Annotated in this window: 26 protein-coding genes, 1 tRNA gene and 1 pseudogene; 10 read left to right on the top strand and 18 right to left on the bottom strand. The window is 63.6% G+C overall.

What is annotated here, in order from left to right; all coding sequences use genetic code 11:
* Positions 1–43: 43 nt before the first annotated feature.
* Positions 44–598, top strand: a complete 555-nt coding sequence (locus tag FPZ08_RS17525; protein ID WP_146291378.1) for a TetR/AcrR family transcriptional regulator — start codon at positions 44–46, stop codon at positions 596–598.
* Here the strand turns inward: FPZ08_RS17525 and FPZ08_RS22060 are convergent.
* Entirely contained in the window at positions 595–1,152 is a 558-nt protein-coding gene (locus FPZ08_RS22060) for a dihydrofolate reductase family protein (protein WP_186767064.1), read from the bottom strand. The genes FPZ08_RS17525 and FPZ08_RS22060 overlap by 4 nt on opposite strands.
* Positions 1,153–1,211: 59 nt before the next feature.
* The gene (locus FPZ08_RS17515; RefSeq protein WP_146291374.1) at positions 1,212–2,057 is read right to left on the bottom strand and encodes a glycosyltransferase family 2 protein; all 846 of its coding nucleotides are present in this window, start codon (positions 2,055–2,057) and stop codon (positions 1,212–1,214) included.
* A 112-nt stretch (positions 2,058–2,169) separates the two neighbouring features.
* Here FPZ08_RS17515 and FPZ08_RS17510 point away from each other — a divergent pair, with 112 nt between their 5' ends.
* Both FPZ08_RS17510 and FPZ08_RS17505 read left to right on the top strand, forming a co-directional pair.
* Positions 2,170–2,589, top strand: coding sequence for an Hsp20 family protein (locus FPZ08_RS17510; RefSeq protein ID WP_146291372.1), 420 nt, complete (start codon positions 2,170–2,172; stop codon positions 2,587–2,589).
* A 15-nt stretch (positions 2,590–2,604) separates the two neighbouring features.
* Complete coding sequence (locus FPZ08_RS17505) at positions 2,605–2,892, top strand: DUF1150 family protein (RefSeq protein ID WP_146291370.1); 288 nt, start codon at positions 2,605–2,607, stop codon at positions 2,890–2,892.
* Positions 2,893–2,961: 69 nt separating this feature from the next.
* Here the strand turns inward: FPZ08_RS17505 and FPZ08_RS17500 are convergent, their stop codons facing one another.
* The 9 genes and pseudogenes from FPZ08_RS17500 to lnt form a co-directional block, all read right to left on the bottom strand.
* A complete protein-coding gene (locus FPZ08_RS17500) occupies positions 2,962–3,429 on the bottom strand; it encodes a PTS sugar transporter subunit IIA (RefSeq protein WP_146291358.1) in 468 nt (155 codons plus the stop codon).
* Between the two features lie 46 nt (positions 3,430–3,475).
* Positions 3,476–3,817, bottom strand: coding sequence for a sigma 54 modulation/S30EA ribosomal C-terminal domain-containing protein (locus tag FPZ08_RS22850; RefSeq protein WP_342780143.1), 342 nt, complete (start codon positions 3,815–3,817; stop codon positions 3,476–3,478).
* Entirely contained in the window at positions 3,727–4,050 is a 324-nt protein-coding gene (locus FPZ08_RS22845) for an HPF/RaiA family ribosome-associated protein (protein ID WP_342780142.1), read from the bottom strand. Before FPZ08_RS22845 ends, FPZ08_RS22850 begins: the two co-directional genes overlap by 91 nt.
* Positions 4,051–4,319: 269 nt before the next feature.
* Entirely contained in the window at positions 4,320–5,831 is a 1,512-nt protein-coding gene (gene rpoN / locus FPZ08_RS17490) for an RNA polymerase factor sigma-54 (RefSeq protein ID WP_146291356.1), read from the bottom strand.
* 127 nt (positions 5,832–5,958) lie between these two features.
* Positions 5,959–6,720, bottom strand: a pseudogene (gene lptB, locus FPZ08_RS17485) (LPS export ABC transporter ATP-binding protein); the annotation flags it as partial.
* Positions 6,714–7,169 (bottom strand): LptA/OstA family protein, encoded by a 456-nt coding sequence (locus tag FPZ08_RS17480; protein WP_146291352.1) that lies wholly within the window; start codon positions 7,167–7,169, stop codon positions 6,714–6,716. The pseudogene lptB and the gene FPZ08_RS17480, both read right to left, overlap by 7 nt.
* On the bottom strand, positions 7,166–7,819 hold the full coding sequence (locus FPZ08_RS17475) for a hypothetical protein (protein ID WP_146291350.1): 654 nt from the start codon (positions 7,817–7,819) through the stop codon (positions 7,166–7,168). Before FPZ08_RS17475 ends, FPZ08_RS17480 begins: the two co-directional genes overlap by 4 nt.
* Positions 7,820–7,833: 14 nt before the next feature.
* Positions 7,834–8,448 carry a ribonuclease D gene (locus FPZ08_RS17470; RefSeq protein ID WP_146291348.1) on the bottom strand — a complete coding sequence of 205 codons (615 nt, stop codon included), beginning with the start codon at positions 8,446–8,448 and terminating at the stop codon, positions 7,834–7,836.
* A 163-nt stretch (positions 8,449–8,611) separates the two neighbouring features.
* Positions 8,612–10,225, bottom strand: coding sequence for an apolipoprotein N-acyltransferase (gene lnt, locus FPZ08_RS17465; protein ID WP_146291346.1), 1,614 nt, complete (start codon positions 10,223–10,225; stop codon positions 8,612–8,614).
* A gap of 245 nt (positions 10,226–10,470) precedes the next feature.
* Between lnt and tsaB the strand changes: the two genes are divergently transcribed.
* From tsaB to FPZ08_RS17440, 5 genes are all read left to right on the top strand, one after another.
* Positions 10,471–11,082, top strand: coding sequence for a tRNA (adenosine(37)-N6)-threonylcarbamoyltransferase complex dimerization subunit type 1 TsaB (gene tsaB / locus FPZ08_RS17460; RefSeq protein ID WP_146291343.1), 612 nt, complete (start codon positions 10,471–10,473; stop codon positions 11,080–11,082).
* The gene (gene rimI / locus FPZ08_RS17455) at positions 11,079–11,558 is read left to right on the top strand and encodes a ribosomal protein S18-alanine N-acetyltransferase (RefSeq protein ID WP_146291341.1); all 480 of its coding nucleotides are present in this window, start codon (positions 11,079–11,081) and stop codon (positions 11,556–11,558) included. Before tsaB ends, rimI begins: the two co-directional genes overlap by 4 nt.
* Positions 11,559–11,647: 89 nt before the next feature.
* On the top strand, positions 11,648–12,037 hold the full coding sequence (locus tag FPZ08_RS17450; RefSeq protein WP_146293259.1) for a Fur family transcriptional regulator: 390 nt from the start codon (positions 11,648–11,650) through the stop codon (positions 12,035–12,037).
* On the top strand, positions 12,034–12,831 hold the full coding sequence (locus FPZ08_RS17445; protein ID WP_146291338.1) for a lysophospholipid acyltransferase family protein: 798 nt from the start codon (positions 12,034–12,036) through the stop codon (positions 12,829–12,831). Before FPZ08_RS17450 ends, FPZ08_RS17445 begins: the two co-directional genes overlap by 4 nt.
* A 94-nt stretch (positions 12,832–12,925) precedes the next feature.
* Complete coding sequence (locus FPZ08_RS17440; RefSeq protein WP_146291336.1) at positions 12,926–13,168, top strand: hypothetical protein; 243 nt, start codon at positions 12,926–12,928, stop codon at positions 13,166–13,168.
* On the opposite strand, the gene FPZ08_RS17435 is transcribed toward FPZ08_RS17440, so the two are convergent.
* Positions 13,165–13,425 carry a hypothetical protein gene (locus tag FPZ08_RS17435; RefSeq protein ID WP_146291334.1) on the bottom strand — a complete coding sequence of 87 codons (261 nt, stop codon included), beginning with the start codon at positions 13,423–13,425 and terminating at the stop codon, positions 13,165–13,167. The genes FPZ08_RS17440 and FPZ08_RS17435 overlap by 4 nt on opposite strands.
* Before the next feature lie 203 nt (positions 13,426–13,628).
* On the opposite strand from FPZ08_RS17435, the gene FPZ08_RS17430 reads away from it, so the two are divergent.
* Complete coding sequence (locus tag FPZ08_RS17430; RefSeq protein WP_146291332.1) at positions 13,629–14,318, top strand: DUF4286 family protein; 690 nt, start codon at positions 13,629–13,631, stop codon at positions 14,316–14,318.
* Here FPZ08_RS17430 and pncB read toward each other — a convergent pair.
* The 6 genes from pncB to FPZ08_RS17400 all read right to left on the bottom strand — a co-directional run bounded on the left by pncB (position 14,315) and on the right by FPZ08_RS17400 (position 19,928).
* Positions 14,315–15,625, bottom strand: a complete 1,311-nt coding sequence (gene pncB / locus FPZ08_RS17425; protein WP_146291330.1) for a nicotinate phosphoribosyltransferase — start codon at positions 15,623–15,625, stop codon at positions 14,315–14,317. The genes FPZ08_RS17430 and pncB overlap by 4 nt on opposite strands.
* A 76-nt stretch (positions 15,626–15,701) precedes the next feature.
* Positions 15,702–16,841 carry a winged helix-turn-helix domain-containing protein gene (locus FPZ08_RS17420; protein WP_146291328.1) on the bottom strand — a complete coding sequence of 380 codons (1,140 nt, stop codon included), beginning with the start codon at positions 16,839–16,841 and terminating at the stop codon, positions 15,702–15,704.
* A 53-nt stretch (positions 16,842–16,894) separates the two neighbouring features.
* Positions 16,895–18,604, bottom strand: a complete 1,710-nt coding sequence (locus tag FPZ08_RS17415) for an alpha/beta hydrolase (protein ID WP_146291326.1) — start codon at positions 18,602–18,604, stop codon at positions 16,895–16,897.
* On the bottom strand, positions 18,604–19,194 hold the full coding sequence (locus FPZ08_RS17410) for an exopolysaccharide biosynthesis protein (RefSeq protein ID WP_186767063.1): 591 nt from the start codon (positions 19,192–19,194) through the stop codon (positions 18,604–18,606). The genes FPZ08_RS17415 and FPZ08_RS17410 overlap by 1 nt, the downstream gene beginning before the upstream one ends.
* Positions 19,195–19,306: 112 nt before the next feature.
* Positions 19,307–19,382, bottom strand: a tRNA-Ala gene (locus FPZ08_RS17405).
* 141 nt (positions 19,383–19,523) lie between these two features.
* A complete protein-coding gene (locus FPZ08_RS17400; protein WP_146291323.1) occupies positions 19,524–19,928 on the bottom strand; it encodes a TIGR02300 family protein in 405 nt (134 codons plus the stop codon).
* 175 nt (positions 19,929–20,103) lie between these two features.
* Between FPZ08_RS17400 and aroA the strand changes: the two genes are divergently transcribed.
* On the top strand, positions 20,104–21,477 hold the full coding sequence (aroA, locus tag FPZ08_RS17395; protein WP_146291321.1) for a 3-phosphoshikimate 1-carboxyvinyltransferase: 1,374 nt from the start codon (positions 20,104–20,106) through the stop codon (positions 21,475–21,477).

Genomic DNA, 21,477 nt, shown 5'->3' with positions numbered 1-21,477 from the left:
GTTGGCATATATATCCGTCCAGACGGATTGAAAAGAGGTGACTATGGGCCGGCGGCAGACAATTGATCGCGGGGCGCTGCTCGACGCGGCGGAACGCGTGGCCTTGCGCGAGGGGGCCGGGCAGTTGACGATGGATGCGGTGGCGGCCGAGGCCGGGGTGAGCAAGGGCGGCGTGCTCTACGCCTTTCCCAGCAAGGACGCGCTGATCGACGCCATGTTCACCCGCGTTTTCGCCGCCTTCGACGCGATTGCCGATGCGGTCGTCGCCAAGCAGGGTGATACGGCGGAGGCCCGCATACGCGGCCATGTACTGGCCAGCCGTGACGCCGACACCCTGATGACGGAACGGACCATCGCACTGATCGTCAATTTCAGTCGCTCGCCGGAATATCGGGCGGAAGCCTCGGCCTATTATCGCGGCATATTGGAACGGCTGGACACCACGGTGCCGCAGGGCAAGAAGGCGCGGCTGGCGCTATTGGCCTGCGAGGGGGCGCTGCTGTTGCGGGGATTCGAGTTCCATCGCATGACAGCCGAGGAATGGCAGTCGATCCATGCCGACATCATCGAATTGCTGCTGGATGGCGCCAGACCCTAACCGGGCAAGGGGCGCAGGAGCATGTTGGTGCCCTGCCCGCACTGGCTGGCATGGATCAGTTCCAACTGGACCGGCGGCTGGCCGGTATCGGCGAAAATCTTGACGCCGGCGCCGATCATGACGGGCGCCACCTGCAGGAAGATCTGGTCGACCAGGCCGGCGCGGAGCAGGGCCGAGCCCAGTGTCGGCCCGAGAATGACGACCATTTTGCCATCGGCTTTCGCCCTGGCCTTGGCCACGGCACCGGGCAGGTCATTGCCATCGGCGAACAGGTATCTGTCATCATCCGGGAAGGGCCGGCGGGTCACGACATATTCGGGGATGTCGTCGAGGCCATAGGCCTTGGGCACCTCGTCCCAGGAGAGGGAGATGTCGTAGCCGCGGCGCCCGCCCAAAGTGCAGCCGATATTGGCCATGACCTCATCGACAAGCGGGTTGTCCGGCGGCGGACTGGAATCATCGCCCATCATGAAGGAGAGGCTGTCATTCGCGTCGGCGGCAAAGCCGTCGAGGCTGATCGCGGTATGCCAGATGACGCCATCGTGCTTGAGCATGGCTCCCCTCCTCCGGATATGCCGGCAGTCTGGCAGAACCTCCGGCAGATGGCGAGCGGTCAGGCGCGGGCGGCTGCCAGCATGGGCTCGATGTGATCTTCGAAGAGCAGGCCGGGCGTGGCGGCCAGCGCGGCTTCGTAGCGGGCTTCGGCTTCGAGCGAGATGCGCAGGAAGGCGGCGACGCCATCGACCTCGCTGGCGGGCAGGCCGTAATGGCCGGTTTCGAGCCGGCGCAGGATTTCGGTCTTGCTGGCGATCATGCCCGCGGCGACGTTCTTGCCATTGCTCATCGAAGTGGAGCGCTTGATGTAGTCGTGTAGCGGCGTGCCCAGATGCAGGGATGTCGGTGCGGTGCGGTAGAGCTGGAGCAGGAATTCGAGGTCGGTCATGTTGCTCATGGTGGGATCGTAGCGGCCGTCGGCACGGCGACGGTCCCACACGATCATCGAATCCATGGAAAGGCTGACCCATTTATGGGTGCCGGCAGACAGCACGCGGTCGGGACCATCGCCAACGTTACGCAGATGGCTGAAATCCTCGGTCATCACGTCGAGCGCGGTCGAGACGATGCCATGCTCGGCAAGGGCCGCGACGGCCTGTTCGAGCTTTTGCGGCTTCAGCCGGTCATCGGCATCGAGAATGGCGGCATAGGGGGCAGTGATCTGCTCCAGGGCCACATTGCGGGTATTGGAGGCGCCGCGGCCGGTGCCGCCGCTGGAGAGGAAGCGGATGCGGCTATCGCGAATCCCGGCCTCGACGAGGAAGGCTTCGTAATCGAAGCCGTCATCGGCGATGAGCCAGAGTTCCCAGGCCGCATGGGTCTGCGCCAGGGCGCTTTGCACCGTGGTGAGAATCGTCGCCTGGGCCTTCCAGGCGGGGGTGATGATGGCGACGGTCTGATCCATGGTGCACTCTTGAACGGGACCCCGGCTTGTCCCATATCTCTGGTCAGGTGTGCGATGCCGGAATTCAGCGGGTCCGCACCGATACGTTGCTTGATAATCAAGGACGGCGTGGATGTCGCGTATTTCAGTGTTTTCCGCTCCCTTTCTCCTCGGCTTCGACAGCTTCGAGGAGAGGATAGACCGGCTGGCCAAGTCCGCCGACGGATACCCGCCCTACAATATCGAGCGCACGATAGATGCCGAAGGCACCGAAAGGTTCCTGATCTCCATTGCCGTAGCCGGCTTTGGCGCCAGCGAGCTCGAAGTGCTGGCCGAGGACAACCAGATCGTGGTCCGCGGCAGGCAGAAGGATGAACCGGGCCGGGAATTTCTGCATCGCGGTATCGCCGCACGGCAGTTTCAGCGTTCGTTCATACTGGCTGATGGCATGATCGTGAAGGATGCAACTTTGGGGCATGGTATGCTCGTTGTTGCAGTAGAGCGTCCCCGGACGCCCAAGATCGCCCGACGTATCGACATTCGCTCAATATGAGGAAAGGGCCGACAGATGTATGAAAAACGCAATGACGAGGCCGCAGCCGAAGCGCTGATCCATCCCCTCAAGTCCCTGACGCGCGCACAGTTCGCCGCTTTGGGTGGTGACGCCGTCGCCTATATGCGACCGGTGAGCGGGGCGATCCTGTCAACGATGATCCACGATGCCGAATTCGACGCGGCAGCGGAATATCAGCTGCTGATGTCGGCCGATGGCACGCCGCTGCTGGTGACCGACACCGAAGAAGCCGTGACCGACTGGCTCGGCGACAAGAATCTGGGGCTGGCGACGCTGCATTAGCGCTCGCTGACTCAACAAAAGACCCTCGGGCCAGATGGTCCGAGGGTCTTTGTGTTTCAGGCCGCCCGATCAGGCGGCGTAGTGGGTCGCCAGGGGTGCGGTGAAGATGGCGCGGAGCTGTTCCGGGCCTTCGGCACGCCGCAGGTCCTCGATCACCGATTCGGTGCGCAGCAGCCGCGCCACGCGCGACAGGGCCTTCAAATGATCGGCACCGGCACCTGTCGGCGCCAGCAGCATCACCACGATATCGACCGGCTGGTCATCGACCGAATCGAAATCGATCGGCTGGTCCAGCCGGGCGACCAGGGCGGTGACGCCCTTGAGTCCGGCAACCTTGCCATGGGGAATAGCAATACCATTGCCCAGGCCAGTCGAACCCAACTCTTCCCGGCTGACGATCGCCTCGAGAATTTCGGCGGCATCGTGCCCGGTGATTTCCGCTGCCCGTTCGGCAAGGTCTTCAAACAACTGGCGTTTTGTTGTTACGCCCGTGCAACAAAGCACGGCGCGGTCAGCCAGGATATCGGCCAATTCCATTACTCTGCCCTAGAATAAACCACGGTGAACTTGGCGTCGGTGGCGCTCAATTCGCCCCGAGGGCCGGATCAATCCAGCCTATATTGCCGTCGGAGCGGCGATAGACCACATTCAGCCCGCCATGTCCAGCGTGACGGAACATCACCACCTGTCCACCGGTCAAATCCAGCTCCATAACGGCCTCCTCAACACTGAGCTGGCGCAGGTTTTTCGTGGTTTCGGCAATGACCGGCGGCGCATAGTCCTCGTCGAGCTCATCGAGGTCATCGGCCATGCCGAACACGGTATATTGAGCGGTCAGGCCATCGGCCTCGCCATCGGCGCCGCGCGGGCGCTGCCGAAGCTTGCGGTTGTAGCGGCGCAGGCGTTTCTCGATGTTGACCGCCATGATTTCATAAGCGCTGGTAGCGTCGCCCCCTTGGCGCTGGCCTGCAAAGTCGCGCCGGTATCGAGGTGGACGACGCAGTCGGCGCGGAAGCCGATGCCATCGGGGGTGAGGGTGAGATGGCCGTCATAACCGCCGTCGAAATATTTCCCGACCACGGCCGCGAAATGGTCCTGCGCCTTGCCGCGCAGGGCATCGCCAACATCCATGTTCTTTCCCGAAACGCGTAAAGTCATGGCTTGCTCTTCCTTCTGTCGTTAGGACGCGAGGATCTCGAAAGCCGGTTCCCGGATTTCGGGATCACGTCTGCTGCCTGTCCAATGGATGTGGGTAGGCAGCAACCATGATGCTAGCCCCGCCCGAGCCGGTGAGGCAATGCGCAAGACTCCCTGACGGGTCGTTTATCCTTTGGACATCGCCATACAATGGCCTTAGCCTTCGCGAGCGATTTGCCGGGGACGTGATTTGCGGGGTGTCGGGCACCCACGATCATGCCACGCCCCGATCAACCCACCTGTTCCAGATTTTTCTTCTGCCGCCGGCGCATGACCGAGGAGGGGATGTTCATGCCCTCGCGGTATTTGGCGACGGTGCGCCGGGCGACGTCGATGCCCTGCTCCTGCTTGAGCATTTCGGCGATAGTGTCGTCGGAGAGGATATTGCTCAAAACCTCGGCATCGATGAGCTGGCGGATGCGGTGGCGCACGGCTTCCGCCGAATGATCGCCACCGCCGTCGCTGGAGGCGATGGCGGTGGTGAAGAAGTATTTCATCTCGTAGAGGCCGCGCGGCGTGGCCATATATTTGTTCGAGGTGACGCGGCTCACCGTCGATTCATGCATGTCGATAGTCTCGGCGACCATCTTGAGCGTCATGGGCTTGAGATGGGCGATGCCGTGGGTGAGAAAGCCATCCTGCTGGCGCACGATTTCGGCGGCGACCTTGAGAATGGTCTGGGCCCGCTGATCGAGGCTCTTGGTGAGCCAGTTGGCGGTGGCGAGGCAATCGGACAGGAACGACTTTTCGGCCGCATCGCGGGTCTTGCCGGTCACAGTGGCGTAGTAGACGCGGTTGACCAGCACCCGGGGCAGCACTTCGCTGTTGAGCTCGATCTGCCAGGCGCCATCAGGACCGCGGCGCACGAAAACATCGGGCACGACCGATTCGACGGGGCCGCTATCGAAGGCGAGGCCCGGCTTGGGATCGAGCTGGCGGATTTCGGCCAGCATGTCCATCAAGTCTTCGCGATCGCAGCCGACAGCACGCATCAGCCCGGCCATATCGTGCTCGGCCAGCATGCCGATATTGTCGAGCAGGGCCTGCATCATCGGGTCGAGACGGTCCTTGTCCCGGAGCTGGATGGCGAGGCATTCGGGCACGGAACGGGCAAAGACCCCGATGGGATCGGAGCCCTGGAGGGCTTCGAGCACGGCTTCTATCTCGGCACGCTCGGCGCCGAGTTGCTCCGCCAGGGCATCGAGATCGGTGATGAGATAGCCGGCCTCGTTGAGACCATCGATGAGGTGGCGGGCGATCAGCCGGTCGGCGGCGGTGCGCAGCAGCATATTGGCCTGCGCCTCCAGATGCTCCGACAGCAGGGGGCGAGCGGCGACGAACTGGTCGATATCGGGGGCTTCGCCGACCTCGCTGGCGCCATTGCGGTCGAGCCGGCTCTGCGGATTGAGCTGGTCCTGCGCGCCCTGGTCAGGGAAGACGTTTTCCACGGCCGTATCGTAGCCATCGGCAATGGAGGTGGCGTCCTGAATGCGTTCGCCGCGATCTACCGTGTCCTCATAGGCGCTGATTTCGGTGGAGCGTTCGGGGATTTCGACCGCGTCGGCATCGCCGGGCTCGCTGCCGTCCTCGCGCTCCAGCAGGGGATTGCGCAGCAATTCGGCATCGACGAAGTCATTGAGTTCAAGATGGCTGAGCTGCAGCAGCCGGATCGACTGCATCAGTTGCGGCGTCAGCGTCAGGCTTTGGGCCTGGCGGAATTCAAGACGCGGCGAAAGTGCCATTCAATCAAGACCCTCGGCGGATAGTCGTACCGTTTCCGGCGGCTTTGCGCGGGACCATGACTGATTTATGGGCAGCGGGCAAGCCGAAGGGCAAGTTCCGTGCCAAGTTTGGACACGGTTTCGTGACCTAGAGTTCGAAGCCCTCGCCGAGATAGACGCGGCGCGCATCGGGGTCGGCGCTGATGGTTTCGGGGCGGCCCTGGATCATCACCTTGCCGCCATGGATGACATAGGCGCGGTCGACCAGGCCGAGGGTTTCGCGCACGGCGTGGTCGGTGATCAGCACGCCAATGCCGCGGCGGGTGAGCTGGCGGACAAGGCCCTTGACCTCGTTGACAGCGATGGGATCGACACCGGCAAAGGGTTCGTCCAGCAGCATGAAGGCCGGATCGGCAGCCAAGGCCCGGGCGATCTCGACGCGGCGCCGTTCACCGCCGGACAGAGCCAGCGCATTGGAATTGGCGAGGTGCTGAATCGAGAATTCCTCGAGCAGGGCAGCGAGCCGTGCCTGGCGCTCGGCCTTGCCCTTCACGTGATTTTCCAGCACGGCCAGGATATTGCCGCGCACCGTGAGACCACGGAAAATCGAGGGTTCCTGCGGCAGATAGCCGATGCCCAATTGACCGCGCTGGAACAGCGGCAGACGGGTAATGACGTGGCCATCGAGGCTGATCGAGCCGGCATCAGGCTTTACCAGCCCCATGATCATGGTGAAGACCGTGGTCTTGCCGGCGCCATTGGGGCCGAGCAGACCCACGGCTTCGCCGCGGCGCACGGCGATGGAAACATCGCGCACCACGACGCGCTTGCCAAAACTCTTGGCCAGGCCATGGGCGACAAGCCAGCCGGTCTGGTCGATGCGCGGTTTGCCCGAAGCGTCACTCATTGCGAGGTAAAGACCCCGGTGACGCGCCCGCCACTGCCGCTGCTGGTAAAGGTCGAGACATTGGTGGCCAGGTTCACCACCAGTTCGCCCGCGTCGATGGTGCCGCTGGCATTGATCACCTGCACATTGCCGGTGAGGCGCAGCAATTGGTCGCCGGGGGTGAACACCGCCTGGTCGCCGGTGGCATTCTGCTCGTCGGTTTCCAGGCGCACCGAGCCCGAGGCGACAAAGCTTTCAACATCACTGGGGCCGTCCTCGCCATAGACGGCGACGACCTTTTCGGCCCAGACTTTCACATTGGGATGGATCACGACCACATTGCCGGTGAACACGGATTCCCGGGTGTTTTCATCGACCGTGAAAAGATCGGCCGTGATCTGGACCTCCTGCTGGGCCAGGGCCGGATGCGCGAGGATGGCCAGTGCAACGGCCAGAAAGAGGCGCTTGATCATGGGCTTTCCATTGCTGGTTCGCTGGCTCGGGGCGTATCGGGCAGGGTGACGGTGGCGCGGGTGAATGTCCAGATCATGGCGGTGGCATCATAGGTCAGGCCTTCGGCCTCCAGTTCGGTGCCGTCTTCGTAGTCGATGCTGACGGGGCCATTGCCGGTGAGATATTGCCGCTCATAGTCGAACACGGAATTGCGCAGCAGGCCGGTGGTGCCGAGCGAATTGCTGACTTCGGCCACGCCGGCGATCTCGACCACCTGATTGGTGGTGTCGAGGAGGGCGGAGCGGGCGTTGACCTCTATGGTCACGCCATCGGGCTTGAGCATGGTCAGCGCGGCCTCGCTGAGCGCAATGCGATCGGTGGCGTCAACGGCGGCCTGGGCCGCTATGGCCGAAACGCGATAGGCTGTGCCGTCGTCGAGCAGGCCGGAATATTCGGGCGTTTCGACGGTCACGCTGTCGGAAGACATCACGATCTGGCCGACGCCGAAGCGGCTGATGCGGCTCGATATGTAAATCTGCAGCATCAGCGCGGCAAAGGCGACCACACCGAGGGCCGGGACGCCGACGCGCAGAATGGCGACGATGCGGTTGCGGGCCTGGAGGCCCCGGTAGATTGCCAGCCGCTCCGTCGCATCTGCGTGCAGGTTCATATTTTCCCCGAGCTTTAGCTATGGGCGAAGATATCGGTTTCGCCCCAGCCCAGCAGGTCCAGCTCGCAGCGCGTCTTGAGGAAATCGAAGCAGGACTGGGCCAGCTCCATGCGGCCTTCGCGCTTCAGCATGCGATCGAGATGGCGCTTGAGATCGTGCAGGTAGAGCACGTCGGACGCGGCATAATCGAGCTGGGCATCGGTGAGCTTGTCGCCGCCCCAATCCGAGCTCTGCTGCTGCTTGGAGAGATCGACGTTGAGCAGCTCGCGCACCAGGTCCTTGAGGCCGTGGCGGTCGGTATAGGTGCGGACCAGCTTGGAGGCGATCTTGGTGCAGTAGATCGGGCCGGTGACCACGCCGAAGCGGTTGCGGAGCACGGCGACATCGAAGCGGGCATAGTGGAAAATCTTGGTGACACCAGGGTCGCCCAGGAGCTTGACCAGGTTGGGCGCCTCGCTGGCATCCTGGGGGATCTGCACGACATCGGCACTGCCATCGCCGGGCGAGAGCTGGACGACGCAGAGCCGGTCGCGATGCGGATTGAGCCCCATGGTCTCGGTATCGATTGCCACTTCGCGGCCATAGCGGGAAAGGTCCGGCAGGTCGCCGCGGTGCAGTCTTGTGGTCATGGCTGGGCTCATGCGTTTGGATCCCATCCCTCTTGGCACAGCAAGAGGGCGTTGGGAAGGCGATGGCCGAGCCGGCGATCTGAAGAATCAGATCGCCGGCTCTCTTTTCTTGTGGTCGCATCGTTATTGCGGAAAACCGGTACCCACTTTTCCGCACGATGCTCTAAATCCGCCTGCGCCGACCGCTGCGCGCCGCCACGAGCGAGATGAGCAGGCCGGCGACCAGGGCGATGAGCAGCGGCCAGTAGCGCAGTTGCGAAAAGACCGTTGCGGCCAGCCGCTCATGCGGGCGCACATCGAGCGCTGCCATCTGCTGGGGGGCGAGTTCGGCGGTGATGCGGCCGAGCGGATCGGTGGCGAAGGTAAGGCCCGAATTGGCTGATCGAATGAGGCTCATGCCCTCTTCGACGGCCCGCACACGCGCATGGTGGGCATGCTGGGCCGGGCCGATGGAGCCATCGAACCAGGCGTCGTTGGTGATGTTGAAGAGGAATTGCGCACCAGCGGTGTCGCCCAGATCGCCGGAGAACAGAATTTCGTAGCAGATCAGCGTCAGGAAAGGCGGGGTTGCGGGCAGGCTCATCAGTCGGCGCCTGCTATCACCATGGGCCCAGCCTTCGGCGCCGGGCACGAACTGCTTGATGCCAAACTGCGCGAAGAAGGCGCCGAAAGGCAGGAATTCGCCGAAGGGCACGAGGTGGGACTTGTCGTAGGAGGCGATGACCTCGCCATTGGTGTCGATGGCCAGCACCGAATTATAGGGCGGGCCGGAGGGCTCGGTCGCGCCAGGCTCATATTGCTGGCGCGGCGCGCCGGTCAGCAGGGTGGCGCCATCGGGCAGGAGCCGGGCGATGCGGGCCAGGGCTTCGGGATAGGTAGCGAGGAAAAAGGGCAGCGAGGATTCGGGCCAGACCAGGTGGGAGATATCGGCCAGGCCCTGATCGGTGGGGTCCATGCGCATGTCTGACAGCATCAGCAGGCGGTCGATCAGGGCGACCGGATCGACATTGCCGAAATCGGAATGCTCATAGACCAGGGGCTGCACGAGGCGCAGGGCGATATCTGATCGTTCGGTGGCGACGGTGCCGGTCAGACGATTGTGGCCATAGCCGAGCTGCGCGGCAATGACACCGATGGCGATGAAAAAGGGCAGGAGCCGTCGGCTGAGGCTGCGGCCATCGGCGGGCCAGATCAAGGCCGGGGTCATAGCAATCAGGGCTGCTACCAGTGTCAGGCCATAGATGCCGATGACCGAGGTGATCTGCATCATCTCGTCGGTCGGGGTCAGCGCATAGCCAAGCAGATCGAAGGGGAAGCCGGTCAGCACATGGCCGCGCGCCCATTCGGCCATGGTGAGGAAGGTGGCGAGCGTGACGATGCGCCAGGGCCCATGGCTCCAGAACAGATGGGCCAGTGCGGAGGCAATACCCCAGAAAAAGGCGATGAGCGCCGCCAGGGCCAGGATGGCAAAGGGCATGAGCACCAGCATGATGCCGCCATCGACAAAGAAGGCAGCCCCCAGCCAGTGGAAGGCGACGGTGAAATAGCCCCAGCCGAAGGCGAAGCCGATGGTGAAGGCCGAACCCAGGATGCGGCGCCAGCCGCGCTGCCTTTCGGCGCCATCGAGACACCAGACCCAAACAGGAAAGGCGACGAACAGAGCCGGCACAATAAAAAGCGGCGGGATGGAGAGGCCGGCAAGGGCGCCGGCCAGCACCAACAGCCCGAAACGGCGCCAGCCATGGCTCAGCATGGCGGTTTCAGCCAGCCAGGTCATCGTGGGGCTTTCGGCGAATCAGATTGCATGGCCGGCAAGGTCGCTGTGACGGCGGGAGGCGTCAAGGCAGGGATCGTGCCACGCCCTCGTGGTTCGACAGGCTCACCATGAGGGCTACTTTGAACTCAGCACTCCCATCAGACCTCATGGTGAGCTTGTCGAACCACGAGGTCGTGCCCTAGATGGTGCCATGACCTCGTGGTTCGACAAGCTCACCATGAGGTCTACTGAACCATATAGGCGCAATGAACAACGTTCCCATAACCCTCGCCATCGATACCGCCGCGCCGCGCCTGCAGTTGGGATTGCTGCTGGGTGACGGGCGCGCCGATACGTCGGTGGACGAGATCGCGACCGGCCATGCCGAGCTGATCTTTGCGCGGATCGCTGACCTGCTGGCGCGCAATGGCGTGGATTATGCCGAACTCGGACGCGTGGTGACGACGACCGGGCCGGGCTCGTTTACCGGGCTCAGGATCGGGCTCAGTGCGGCGCGGGGAATCGGGCTGGCGCGGGGCATTCCGGTGGTGGGGGTTTCGAGCCTTGTGGCGCTGTCGCTGGGTGCCGAGGGGCCTTCGACGGTGCTGCTCGATGCGCGGCGGGGCGAGGCCTATTTCCAGAGCTTTGCCGGGCCGGCGCAGCCGGTGACGCAGGGCGATCTGCTGCCGATGGCCATCGCGCAGGCGGCAATCGTGCCCGGGACGACGCTGATCGAGTCGCCCTTCGTCGATATCGCGGCCCTGGCCCGGCTCGGCGCGGCGCTCGACCCGGCTGGCAATCCGCCCGAGCCGAACTATATCCGGGATGCCGATGCCAAGCCGCAGACCGCGGCGCGGATCGAGAGGCAGAATTCATGATCAAGCTGTGGATGGCCCCGGCGGGGCTCCATATCGAGCCGGGCAAGATGGGTGATGCACGCGAACTGGCGCGCATCCATGCGACAGGCTTTTATCGCGGCTGGCCGGTGGGCGAATTCGAGAGCTTCCTTGATGATGCCAATACGCCGGTCTATGTCGCCTGCGATGCAAGACGGCGCATTGCCGGCTTCGCACTGATCCGGGTGGTGGCGGACGAGGCGGAACTGCTGACCATCGCGGTCGACCCGAAATGGCGCGGCAAGCGCATCGGGCAGGCGCTGCTGAAGGCGGTGTTCGACGACCTGCTGCTGACGCCGGCGAAACGCATGTTCCTCGAAGTCAGCGAGGAAAATGCGGCGGCCATCAAGCTTTACCAGCGCCAGGACTTTGCTGTCATTTCCAGCCGCAAGGGCTATTATCCCAAGCCCGACGGGTCGCAGGCGACCGCGCTTGTCATGGCGCGCGATCTTGGGTAACCCGGTCGGCCAGGATGGAGGTTTAGGAGCCGCGCGTGAGCAAAAGCCAGACTGATCCGACGCTGGAAGAAGCCTGCGTCTCCAAGGGCATGCGGATGACCGACCAGCGCCGTGTCATCGCGCGGGTTATCGAGGCCGCCTCCGACCATCCCGATGTCGAGGAACTCTATCGGCGCGCCTCGGCCGTGGACGAGCGCATCTCGCTCTCGACCGTCTACCGCACCGTCAACCTCTTCGAGGAAGCGGGGCTGGTGACCAAGCATGATTTCAAGGATGGACGCGCGCGGTTCGAGCTGATTCCGGACGAGCACCACGACCACCTCATCGATATCAGAAGTGGCACCGTCATCGAATTCCGCAACGAGGAAATCGAGGCCATCCAGGAGGTCATCGCCAAGCGGCTAGGCTATCGGCTGGTCGACCACCGGCTCGAACTCTATGCCGTGCCCATTGACGGCTCCGACAGACACAAAAAATGATCTTCCGCGTCGTCTTCTTCATCGTCGTGCTGGTGCCGGCGATGATCGTCATCATCCCAGCACAGGCGTTGATCAATGCGCTCAAGCTCCCCTTCTGGGGGGTGTTGCCGCGCCTGTTCCACCGCATCGGCTGCATTTTCCTGGGCATGCGGGTCACGGTCATCGGCCAGCCGGCGACCGGGCGGCCGACATTGCTGGTCTCCAACCATATTTCGTGGACCGACATCATCGCCGTGGGCTCGGTGGCCGAGGTGACCTTCGTCGCCAAGCGTGAAGTGGGCGAATGGTTCTTCGTCGGCATGATGGCGCGGCTGCAAAAGACGATTTTCGTCGATCGCACACGCCGGTCCGACGCCGGGCGCACCGCGCAGGAAATGGGTGCGCATATGGCGGGGGGCAATGCAGTATTGCTGTTTGCCGAGGGACAGTCCGATATCGGCACGCATGTCCTGCCGTTCCGCTCTGCTTTGGTGGGCGCGGCGCAGCATGCCATGATCGAGGCCGGGGCGGACGATGTGATGATCCAGCCGCTGACCATTGCTTATACCAGGCTACAGGGCCTGCCGGTGGGACGGACGGAGCGATCGCTGATCGCCTGGATCAAGTCCAAGTCGGTCAAGCAGAATATCAAGGAAATCCTGGCCGGCCCAGTCAAGGAGGTGACCGTCGCCTTCGGCACGCCGCGCCCGCTGCGTGACACCGACAACCGAAAGCTGGTGACCAAGGCCGCCGAAAACGATGTGCGCGCCATGCTGGTGGCGCTCAATCGCGGCCAGAAGCTGCCGGTGGCCTGATCGATAAAACTTTAGCCGGTAATCCTAACGCCGACTTGTGTTTGGCGGTTAAGATTTCATTAGCTATCACCGATCCGGTAAACCGGAGGCGGCCATGGCTTGGGAATTGCTGGCAATGTGGGGAATCGTCGTCGCGACGATCATCTGGTTCATTCGCGACGAAAAGCGCCTGCGCGCCGAGGCCGAATTGCAGCGCGCCGCGTACTACTATGCCCATGCCCCCAAATATCGCCATGTCACGGTCGAGCGGGCGGCAGAGGCGGCCCCGCCGCCGCGCCGCACCGGCGGCCTTTCCAGCGAGCAGCGGACCTTCATCAAGGAATTTTCCAACCGCTAGAGCGGGGTGGCCGGGTTCAGGTTCGCCTTGAGGCGGGAGACGATATCGGCCGCCTTGACCATGAGCGCCATGTCGATATCGGCGTCGCTGGTGCCATCCTGCACGTCGGCCCAGACCGGGATGATCAGCTCGTGCGTCTGCTCGCTGGCGCCCATCTGGTCTATCAGCACCGCCCGGACGTGCCCGGTGATGCGGCCAGCAAGGCGTGGATGCGCCTGCTTGTCGCGGACGGTGATATCGATGAGCTGCAAAGTCATACCGGCCCCTGTCGGAGCCCCCTGTGGAACGCTAGTCCGGCATGGTTCCCAAGACGTTAATACCCGCCTAAGGCCAAAGGTTCTCCACAGCCGGTAATGCCCGAGGAACCCCGCGGGTTCCAGGGCCGGATTGCCATAACCGGTTGAGTGGTTACACAATTCCGGCGCAGTGGCCAATAGCCAGGCCTGCCGGGTGAGGTATCATGACTTTGTTGGGACAGGCCGTTGTGGCCATATGGAACGGCATAAAGCCGGAACTGGAGGACGAGTTCCTCAACTGGCATGTGCATGAGCATATCCCCGATCGCGTCGCCCTGCCCGGCTTCCAGCGGGGCCGGCGCTATATGTCGATCGATGGCAGCCCGCGCTTCTTCAATTTCTACGAGGCCGAGACCTTGGGCGACGTAACGTCCGATGCCTATATGGCGGCGCTCAACCAGCCGACGCCCTGGACCGAGCAGGTCATGCGGCATTTCACCCAGATGTCACGCACGGTCTGCGGCGTGGCGGCATCGGCCGGATGCGGTACCGGCGTTGTCATCGAGACCATGCGCCTCTCCAGCCGGGTCGAACGCGATGGTTTCGTCGCCGCCATGACCCGCGATGTCATCGCGCCGACTGCCGCCCGGCCGAGCATTGTCGGGGTGCACCTGCTGGAGGGGCAATCGGCTTCGCATGCCGAGACGGCCGAAACCAGGCTGCGCGGGGCAAGCGAGAGCGCCGAATGGATCCTGCTGGTCGAGGCGGCGCGCATGGACGCGATCACCGACCTGCGCCGCAGCCTCATCGGCGACGATGCCATCATCGCCTGCGGTGCCGGCACGACGATCCGCCGCGGCGCCTATGCCCTGCAGTTTGCCCTGTCCCGTTCCGAACTGCCGGGCCGCGTCTAGACCTTTACCGGATGCTCCACCCTTCCGGCATCGCCGAAGATGCGGATATAGCGGGCGATTTCTTCCTTCGTGCCGGTGGCCTTGGCCGGATTGTCGCTGAGCTTGACCGCCGGATGCCCGTCGGCCTCGCTGACCTTGGCGACGATGGAGATGGGGTCGAGCCGGGGATTGGGCCCGTCGGGCGCGCAGCCCTCGAAATCGTTGGTGAGATTGGTGCCCCAGCCGAAGGCCATGCGCACCTTGCCGTCGAAATGGAGGTACGCTTCCTCGATCATGTCGACATCGAGCCCGTCGGAGAAGATCAGGAGTTTTTCACGCGGGTCGCGGCCGCGCTCCTTCCACCAGGCGATGATGCGCTCGCCGCCCTCGATGGCCGGAGCCGAATCGGGGCGGAAGCCGGTCCAGTCGGCCACCCAGTCGGGGGCGTTGCGCAGGAAGCTGTCAGTGCCGAAGGCATCGGGCAGCACGATCTTGAGATTGCCGCCATAATAGCTCTCCCAATCGGTGAGCACCTGATAGGGCGCGGCCAACAGCGCCTCATCGGTCTTGGCCAGGGCGGCCAGCACCATGGGCAGTTCATGGGCATTGGTGCCCAAGGCCTCGAGGTCGTTGTCCATGGCCAGCTTGACATTGGAGGTACCGGTAAAGGCCTCGCCAATGCCTTCTTTGAGCGCCTCGACGCACCAGCGCTGCCACAGGAACGAATGGCGGCGTCTGGTGCCGAAATCGGAAATCCGGAGATCGGGGAGCTTTTGCAGGCGCTCGACCTTTTCCCACATCCGCGCCTTGGCGCGGGCATAGAGTACGTCGAGCGCGAATGGCCCGTAATGCTTCATGGCAGCGCGGGAGCGCAGCTCGTTGATAATGGCGAGGGCCGGGATTTCCCACATGGTGGTTTCGAGCCACAGGCCGGGGAATTCGAGCACGAACTGGCCATCCTGCTTTTCCAGCCGGTATTCGGGCAGGCGGAAATCCTCCAGCCATTTGAGGAAATCGGGCTCGAAAATCTGCTTGCTGCCGTAGAAGCTGTTACCGGCCAGCCAGATCATCTCCTTCTTGGTGAAGCGGAGCGTGCGGGCATGGTCGAGCTGGGCACGCAATTCCTCGATGTCGATCTCGTCGGCCAGACGAACCGACTTCGTCCGGTTGATCAGCGAGAAGGTGGCATTGACCTTGGGGTAGAGGCCCCAGATCATCTGCAGCATCAGCAGCTTGTAGAAATCGGTATCGAGCAGGCTCCGCACGATCGGATCGAGCTTCCAGGTGTGGTTATACACCCGCCGGGCAATATCGGTGTAAGTCGCCATAGGTGGTCCCCGCTTCGCGGCATGGCTTTTAGCGCGCGTGGCAATGGTTTGGAAAGGCGGCGAAGGCCGAACTGGTTCAGTCTCCCAGCTGAAACGCCTCGAAACGCCCCAGTGCTGCATCGACAGCCGCCCGGCCTTCGGCCCCTGCATCCTCCAGCCAGGTCGCCTGCTGGATCAGCAGTTTCTTGCCGGTGCGGTCGGTCTTGAGATCGAAGGCGGCGACGATACGGTCGCCCATGAGGATGGGCAAAGCGAAATAGCCCAGCTTGCGTTTGGCCGCCGGCAGATAGGCTTCGAACAGGTGGTCGTAGTCGAAAAACAGCTTGAGCCGCTTGCGCTGAATGATCAGCGGGTCGAAGGGCGAGAGGATGTGGACCAGGGTGGGTGGCTCAGTGGCCGGGGCATCGAGCGTTTCGGGGGCAGCCCAATGCTGGACCTTCTCGGCGCCCTCTATGGTCACTGGAACCAGTAATTTGCGCCGGACGCGCCTATCGATGAGTTCCTTGACCGCCTTCTTGCTCGGCGCGTCGAGGTGGCAGATGGAATCAAGACTCACCACGCCTTGGCTGCGCAAGGCACGATCGAGCTGATAGGCGGTGATCTGGCGGGGTGTAGCGGCCTTGGGCACCGCGCCGAAGTGGCGCGCCAGCAGGTCGTAGGTCTTGACCATGCCCTGTCGTGCGCCCACGGTCACCAGGCCCTGGAAGAACATCATTTCGAGCACGCGCTTGCTTGGCTTGCGGCTGGCCCAGGGGTGATCCTTGTCCACCAGTTCATCGTCGCCGATGTCGCGGATGGAGAGTGGCCCCTCTTTCCGCAGACGCTTCAGCATCTTTTTGACTTCGTCCGGCGTCACCGAGCCGAACCAGCGGCTGGGCGTCTCGCGATATTGCTTCATGGCCGGAACGAAAAAGGGCAGGTCTGATGTCGGCACATAGCTTAGCGCATGGGTCCAGTATTCGAACACCGATTTGTCGGATGACTGGACCTGGGTGAGATCGCTGCGGCGATAGGCGGGAATGCGCGAGAAGAGGATGTGGTGGTGGCAGCGCTCGATGACATTGATGGTGTCGATCTGCACGTAGCCAAGATGGGCGATAGCCGCTGATGTGGCGGCGGGACCATGGCCGAAAGGGGCCGCGCTATCGAGCTTCTGCGCAGCAATCCACAGGTGGCGGGCACGGGTCTGGTCGATGACGAGGAGCTTTTTGGGCAAGGTCTTGTCCGAATCTGACGGGCCGCGAGCATGGCCGCAGCAGGGCAAGGCCGTCAATCGACCGGCGCGTTGCGGAACCAGCCACCCTCGATCAGTTGCCGTTCGCCATGCCGGACCAGCCGCTCACGCAATGCAGTAAGGTCGGCCTGGCTCAGGCCGTCACTGCCGGTGACCTGAACCCAGCCATCGAAATAATCCTGCGGCGCATAGACATGGCCGAAGCCGATGGGAGCGGTCTGGGCCAGCGCCATGTCGAGCGCCAGTTGCAGGAAAGTGACCACCGGATACCAGTCGAGCAAGGGAGAGACGCCCTTGCCGCGCGGGCCGCTGAACCAGACCGGTGCTCGCCACAGCATGCTGGGCTCGAAGAACACGATGGGATCGCTGGGATATTGCAGGAATTCGGTGCGCAGCGGGCCCCAGGGGCGTGTGTCGGTCGCAAGATCGCCGTCCCCATTGGAAAAACGCACGGCCGATCCATCGCCCACTTCCGGCCGCCACCAGGGCGAACCGGAATCGCGATTGGCCGTGGCGCTGCGCCAGGAGGCGGAGGCGAAAGGCGTGCCGACGAAGAAGGCGCCGTCGAAGGGATCGCCGAGGATATCGTAAATCGAACTCGAGGCCGCCGAACTATAGGCGCCCAAGCTCAGGCCATGCAGATAGAGGCGCGGCCGGGTTGCCTCGTCCATTGCCGACCAGCGCTTGTAGACCGCGCTGAACAGGGCCCGGGCGGTCTCCACACCCACATCGGGCTCGGAGACCAGCGACAGCCAGCTCGTGAGATAGGAATATTGCACCGCGACGCTGGCGACGTCGCCGCCATGCAGGAATTCCAGCGTGTCGATGGCCGCCGGCTCCACCCAGCCGGTTCCCACCGGCATGACCAGCACCAGCACCGAGCGATCAAAGGCGCCGACGCGATCCATCTCGGCCAGGGCCAGGGCGGCACGCTGTTCGGCGCTTTCGGCCGAGCGCAGCCCGACATAAACGCGCAGCGGTTCCACGGCCGGCCGCCCGGTCATGGCGGCGATCTCGTCCATGGTGGGGCCGGACTGCACGTAGATGCGGGCATCAAGCCCGATCGTGTCCCAGCCGATCAGCGAGGCGGCGCTGCCCGAGCGCAAGGGATCGGTCGGCGCTTCGGCATAGCGGCCGGCCAGCGTATCGAGGTTGCCGTAAAAGCGATCGGCGGCGTAGAGCAGGCCCCGTGCCACCACGCCCTGGGCCACGGCCCAGGTCAGGACGCCAACGGCAATCATGGCACCGGCCAGAGCGACCCGGCGGGGGATGATGCGCCGCAGCCAGGACGACACCAGTTGCACGCCATGCACGATGAGCGTGCCCAGGCCGATCAGCAAAGCGCCCGGCAAGACCGCGATGGCAGCAACGAACCAGGGCTGGCGCGCCTCGACCGGGGCTACGCCCATCTCGGCCCGGATCGAATTCTGCCAGCCGGTGGACAGCCACAGGAAGACGATGGCGAGCACGAGGCAGGCCAGCGCCAAAACCCGCCCGATCCAGGTGGCCAGCTTCGGGCTGGACCATTTGAGTTCGAGATAATCCCACAGCCATTCGAGGAACACGCCAATGCCGTAACCGGCGGCAAAGGCGAAGCCGCACAGAATGCCCTGGGTGGTGAAATGCCGCGGAATCAGCGAGGGCGTCAGCGCCAGGGCGAAGAAGAACAGGCCCAACAGCCAGCCGCCGGTCGACAGGCGGTCGACCTGCCGCCAGAGCAATGCCTTGAGCCGGGGGGCCTGCATCAGCCGATCATCGAGGTGGCGAGCATGGCAGCGCCCCAAGCCACGGCCACCGCTATCGCCAGGCCCAGCAGGGCGATGAAACCGCCCAGCAGTACGCCCAGGCCGTCGCGATTGATGCGCGACACGCAGATCACCGCAATGCCGGTATTGGGCACGGCATTGATAAAGGGAATGGGCAGCACCATGGGCACACTCACCAGCAGAATGAAAATCGCCGTCGGCAGCTCGGTCCGCGCGCCGGTCAACATGGCGAGCCGGGGTCGTGATACCTTGGCCACGAGCCTGGCAAACCACTGCATCTGCGCCATCATGCGATCGAGCAGCCTGGGTGGCAAGACGCGTTCTCCGATCCAGCCGCCCAGGCCCAGCGGGCGCCCCAGCAAGGTGGTAGCGGTGACGCTGATGATGGTGATGGCCAGCGTGCCGCCATAGCCGGGCGGACCGGGCAGCATATTGAGCACGCTCAGCACCAGGATGATCAGGGGATAAGAGGTGCTGCCCAGCAGATCCACCAGCCCGGCTGCCGTCAGCCCGTCACTGCGGCGAATTTTGTCGGCAATTGCCGCAATGCTGGTTTCAACGGGAGACACAGGACCTGCTGCGTGGGCGGTAGGAAGCCGAACCCTAGCCGCGGGAATGGCCGGAGGGCAACGCCTAAGCGTTAGGGGCACCTGACGAACCGATTACAAATCTTGGAGGAATTGGTGGAGCCAAGCGGGATCGAACCGCTGACCTCTTGCATGCCATGCAAGCGCTCTCCCAGCTGAGCTATGGCCCCATTCCATTGGGTCTAAGGAAGGCTGAACCCGTCCGAAGCGAGGCGGAACCTATTGGATGATCCGTCCCCTTGCAAGTGCCTAAATGACACTTTTTCGTTCAGCCGGCTGACGGGGTCAGCCGGCCAAAATCTCTTTTCAAATCAACGGTCTTCGTCGCCGCCGACATCGAAGCCGAGTTCGTCGTCTTCGTCTTCATCCTCTTCGAGGAAGACATCGGCGTCGTCGTCGCCAAGTTCCTCGTCGACTTCGACGTCATCGGTCTCGGGGATTTCCTCTTCGCCCGATTCCTCGGCATCGGCATCCTCGAGGGAGACGATCTCGGGCGCTGACGTGTCCTCGACCTCTTCTTCGATTTCCTCTTCTTCCTCGGCATCCACCTTGCGGGCGGTGGCGGGAGAAGGCTTGCCGGTCAGAATCTGCTCGAAATAGGAGCGCGGATAGCTCTTGCCGGTATAGGGCGAGACAATCGGATCCAGGTTGAGGTCGTAGAACTTCTTGCCCGTTTCGGGATCGGTGCGTTTGGTGCCGCGTTCGGAACTGGCCATCGATGTTCCTGCTGTTTCTCGGTCGTAAGGTTTTGCGGGGCTCCGGGCCCCCGTTCGGTCAGTCCGGTTATGGGCAAACCCCGCCCCTGTCAAACCGAAAATGTGGAGAGCTGGTTCCCACGGCCAAGCGGTAGTGGCCTTGCCGCGCCGGGCCGTGCTAAAGCCGGCTCCTTACATGACCCAAAAGACCGCCAAAAAGACCGCAGAGAATCGTCCCGAGCGCATCCCGCGGGCCAGTCACGGCGCGACCCCGCTGACGGGCCGCTTTGCCACGCCCGGCGACAAGGCGATATCGCATCGCGCGCTGATCCTGGGCGCGCTGGCGGTGGGCCGCACCAGTATCGAAGGGCTGCTGGAGGCCCAGGATGTGCTGGCGACCGTCGCCGCCCTGCGGCAGCTCGGCATACATATCGAACAGCGGGACGCGGCCTGGCATGTGCATGGGCTGGGTGTCGGTGGACTGCTGGCGCCGGGCAAGGTGCTCGATATGGGCAATTCGGGCACGGGGACGCGGCTTTTGATGGGGTTGCTCGCCCCCTATAATTTTACCGCGCGCTTTACCGGCGGGCCGACATTGCTGCGCCGGCCGATGCAGCCCTTGCTCGATGCACTGGCACCGATAGGTACCGTGGCGAGCGAGACCGCTGATGGCCGCCTGCCGCTGGCGCTCAAGGGGCCGAAAATGGCGCTGCCCCTGCGGCATGTCATGGAAGCGCCGTCCGAGCAGATCAAATCGGCTTTACTGTTGGCCGCGGCACAGGTTGCCGGTATGTCGACCATTGTCGAGCCGGTGGCGACGGGCGACCATACCGAAAAGCTGCTGGCCGATTTCGGCGCCGCGATAGAGGTGGCCCATGACGAGGCCGGCGGCGCGACGATCACCATCAACGGGCTCACCGAATTGCGGCCGCGCCGTCTCGTGGTGCCGGGCGATCCGTCTTCCGCCGCCTATCCCGTTGTCGCGGCGCTGATCGTGCCGGGCTCGGAGCTGTTGATCGAGAATGTGCTGATCAACCCTGTTCGTACCGGCCTTATCGACACGCTGCTCGAAATGGGCGGGGATATCCAGTTCATCAACCAGCATGAAGCGGGGGGCGAGCATGTCGCCGACCTGCGGGTTCGGTCCTCGCGCCTCAAGGGCATGCGCATCGGGGCCGCGCATGCGGCAACCATGCTGGACGACATTCCGGCGCTGGCGATCGCCGCGGCCTATGCGCAGGGCGAAACCGTGATCGAAGGCTTGGGCGAATTGCGGGAGCAAGAATGCGACCGGCTTGCGGCCATCGCCGCCGGTCTGGCCGCCAGCAAGGTGACGGTGGCCGAAGGCGATACCGACCTCACTATCGGCGGCATCGGCAAAGTGGAGGGTGGTGGCACGGTCTTGAGCCAGGGCGATCACCGCATTGCCATGAGTTTCCTGGTGCTGGGCCTCAACAGCCAGAAACGCGTGACGCTGGACGATACCAGTGCCATTGCGGCCAGCTTTCCGGGATTTGTCGAGGCCATGACCGCGGCAGGCGCCCGCTTCGAGCCGGTGAAGGGGCACTAG

Origin of the sequence: Devosia ginsengisoli (genome assembly GCF_007859655.1) — a bacterium.
Taxonomy (GTDB): Bacteria; Pseudomonadota; Alphaproteobacteria; order Rhizobiales; family Devosiaceae; genus Devosia; species Devosia ginsengisoli.
This window is presented reverse-complemented; position numbering and strand designations above follow the sequence as displayed.

Bases quoted from the DNA above. Each gene is read 5' to 3' on its own strand.
- FPZ08_RS17525 (WP_146291378.1), top strand. From the start codon at position 44: ATGGGCCGGCGGCAGACAATTGATCGCGGGGCGCTGCTCGACGCGGCG.
- FPZ08_RS22060 (WP_186767064.1), bottom strand. From the start codon at position 1,152: ATGCTCAAGCACGATGGCGTCATCTGGCATACCGCGATCAGCCTCGAC.
- FPZ08_RS17515 (WP_146291374.1), bottom strand. From the start codon at position 2,057: ATGGATCAGACCGTCGCCATCATCACCCCCGCCTGGAAGGCCCAGGCG.
- FPZ08_RS17510 (WP_146291372.1), top strand. From the start codon at position 2,170: ATGTCGCGTATTTCAGTGTTTTCCGCTCCCTTTCTCCTCGGCTTCGAC.
- FPZ08_RS17505 (WP_146291370.1), top strand. From the start codon at position 2,605: ATGTATGAAAAACGCAATGACGAGGCCGCAGCCGAAGCGCTGATCCAT.
- FPZ08_RS17500 (WP_146291358.1), bottom strand. From the start codon at position 3,429: ATGGAATTGGCCGATATCCTGGCTGACCGCGCCGTGCTTTGTTGCACG.
- FPZ08_RS22850 (WP_342780143.1), bottom strand. From the start codon at position 3,817: ATGGCGGTCAACATCGAGAAACGCCTGCGCCGCTACAACCGCAAGCTT.
- FPZ08_RS22845 (WP_342780142.1), bottom strand. From the start codon at position 4,050: ATGACTTTACGCGTTTCGGGAAAGAACATGGATGTTGGCGATGCCCTG.
- rpoN (WP_146291356.1), bottom strand. From the start codon at position 5,831: ATGGCACTTTCGCCGCGTCTTGAATTCCGCCAGGCCCAAAGCCTGACG.
- FPZ08_RS17480 (WP_146291352.1), bottom strand. From the start codon at position 7,169: ATGATCAAGCGCCTCTTTCTGGCCGTTGCACTGGCCATCCTCGCGCAT.
- FPZ08_RS17475 (WP_146291350.1), bottom strand. From the start codon at position 7,819: ATGAACCTGCACGCAGATGCGACGGAGCGGCTGGCAATCTACCGGGGC.
- FPZ08_RS17470 (WP_146291348.1), bottom strand. From the start codon at position 8,448: ATGACCACAAGACTGCACCGCGGCGACCTGCCGGACCTTTCCCGCTAT.
- lnt (WP_146291346.1), bottom strand. From the start codon at position 10,225: ATGACCTGGCTGGCTGAAACCGCCATGCTGAGCCATGGCTGGCGCCGT.
- tsaB (WP_146291343.1), top strand. From the start codon at position 10,471: ATGAACAACGTTCCCATAACCCTCGCCATCGATACCGCCGCGCCGCGC.
- rimI (WP_146291341.1), top strand. From the start codon at position 11,079: ATGATCAAGCTGTGGATGGCCCCGGCGGGGCTCCATATCGAGCCGGGC.
- FPZ08_RS17450 (WP_146293259.1), top strand. From the start codon at position 11,648: ATGCGGATGACCGACCAGCGCCGTGTCATCGCGCGGGTTATCGAGGCC.
- FPZ08_RS17445 (WP_146291338.1), top strand. From the start codon at position 12,034: ATGATCTTCCGCGTCGTCTTCTTCATCGTCGTGCTGGTGCCGGCGATG.
- FPZ08_RS17440 (WP_146291336.1), top strand. From the start codon at position 12,926: ATGGCTTGGGAATTGCTGGCAATGTGGGGAATCGTCGTCGCGACGATC.
- FPZ08_RS17435 (WP_146291334.1), bottom strand. From the start codon at position 13,425: ATGACTTTGCAGCTCATCGATATCACCGTCCGCGACAAGCAGGCGCAT.
- FPZ08_RS17430 (WP_146291332.1), top strand. From the start codon at position 13,629: ATGACTTTGTTGGGACAGGCCGTTGTGGCCATATGGAACGGCATAAAG.
- pncB (WP_146291330.1), bottom strand. From the start codon at position 15,625: ATGGCGACTTACACCGATATTGCCCGGCGGGTGTATAACCACACCTGG.
- FPZ08_RS17415 (WP_146291326.1), bottom strand. From the start codon at position 18,604: ATGCAGGCCCCCCGGCTCAAGGCATTGCTCTGGCGGCAGGTCGACCGC.
- FPZ08_RS17400 (WP_146291323.1), bottom strand. From the start codon at position 19,928: ATGGCCAGTTCCGAACGCGGCACCAAACGCACCGATCCCGAAACGGGC.
- aroA (WP_146291321.1), top strand. From the start codon at position 20,104: ATGACCCAAAAGACCGCCAAAAAGACCGCAGAGAATCGTCCCGAGCGC.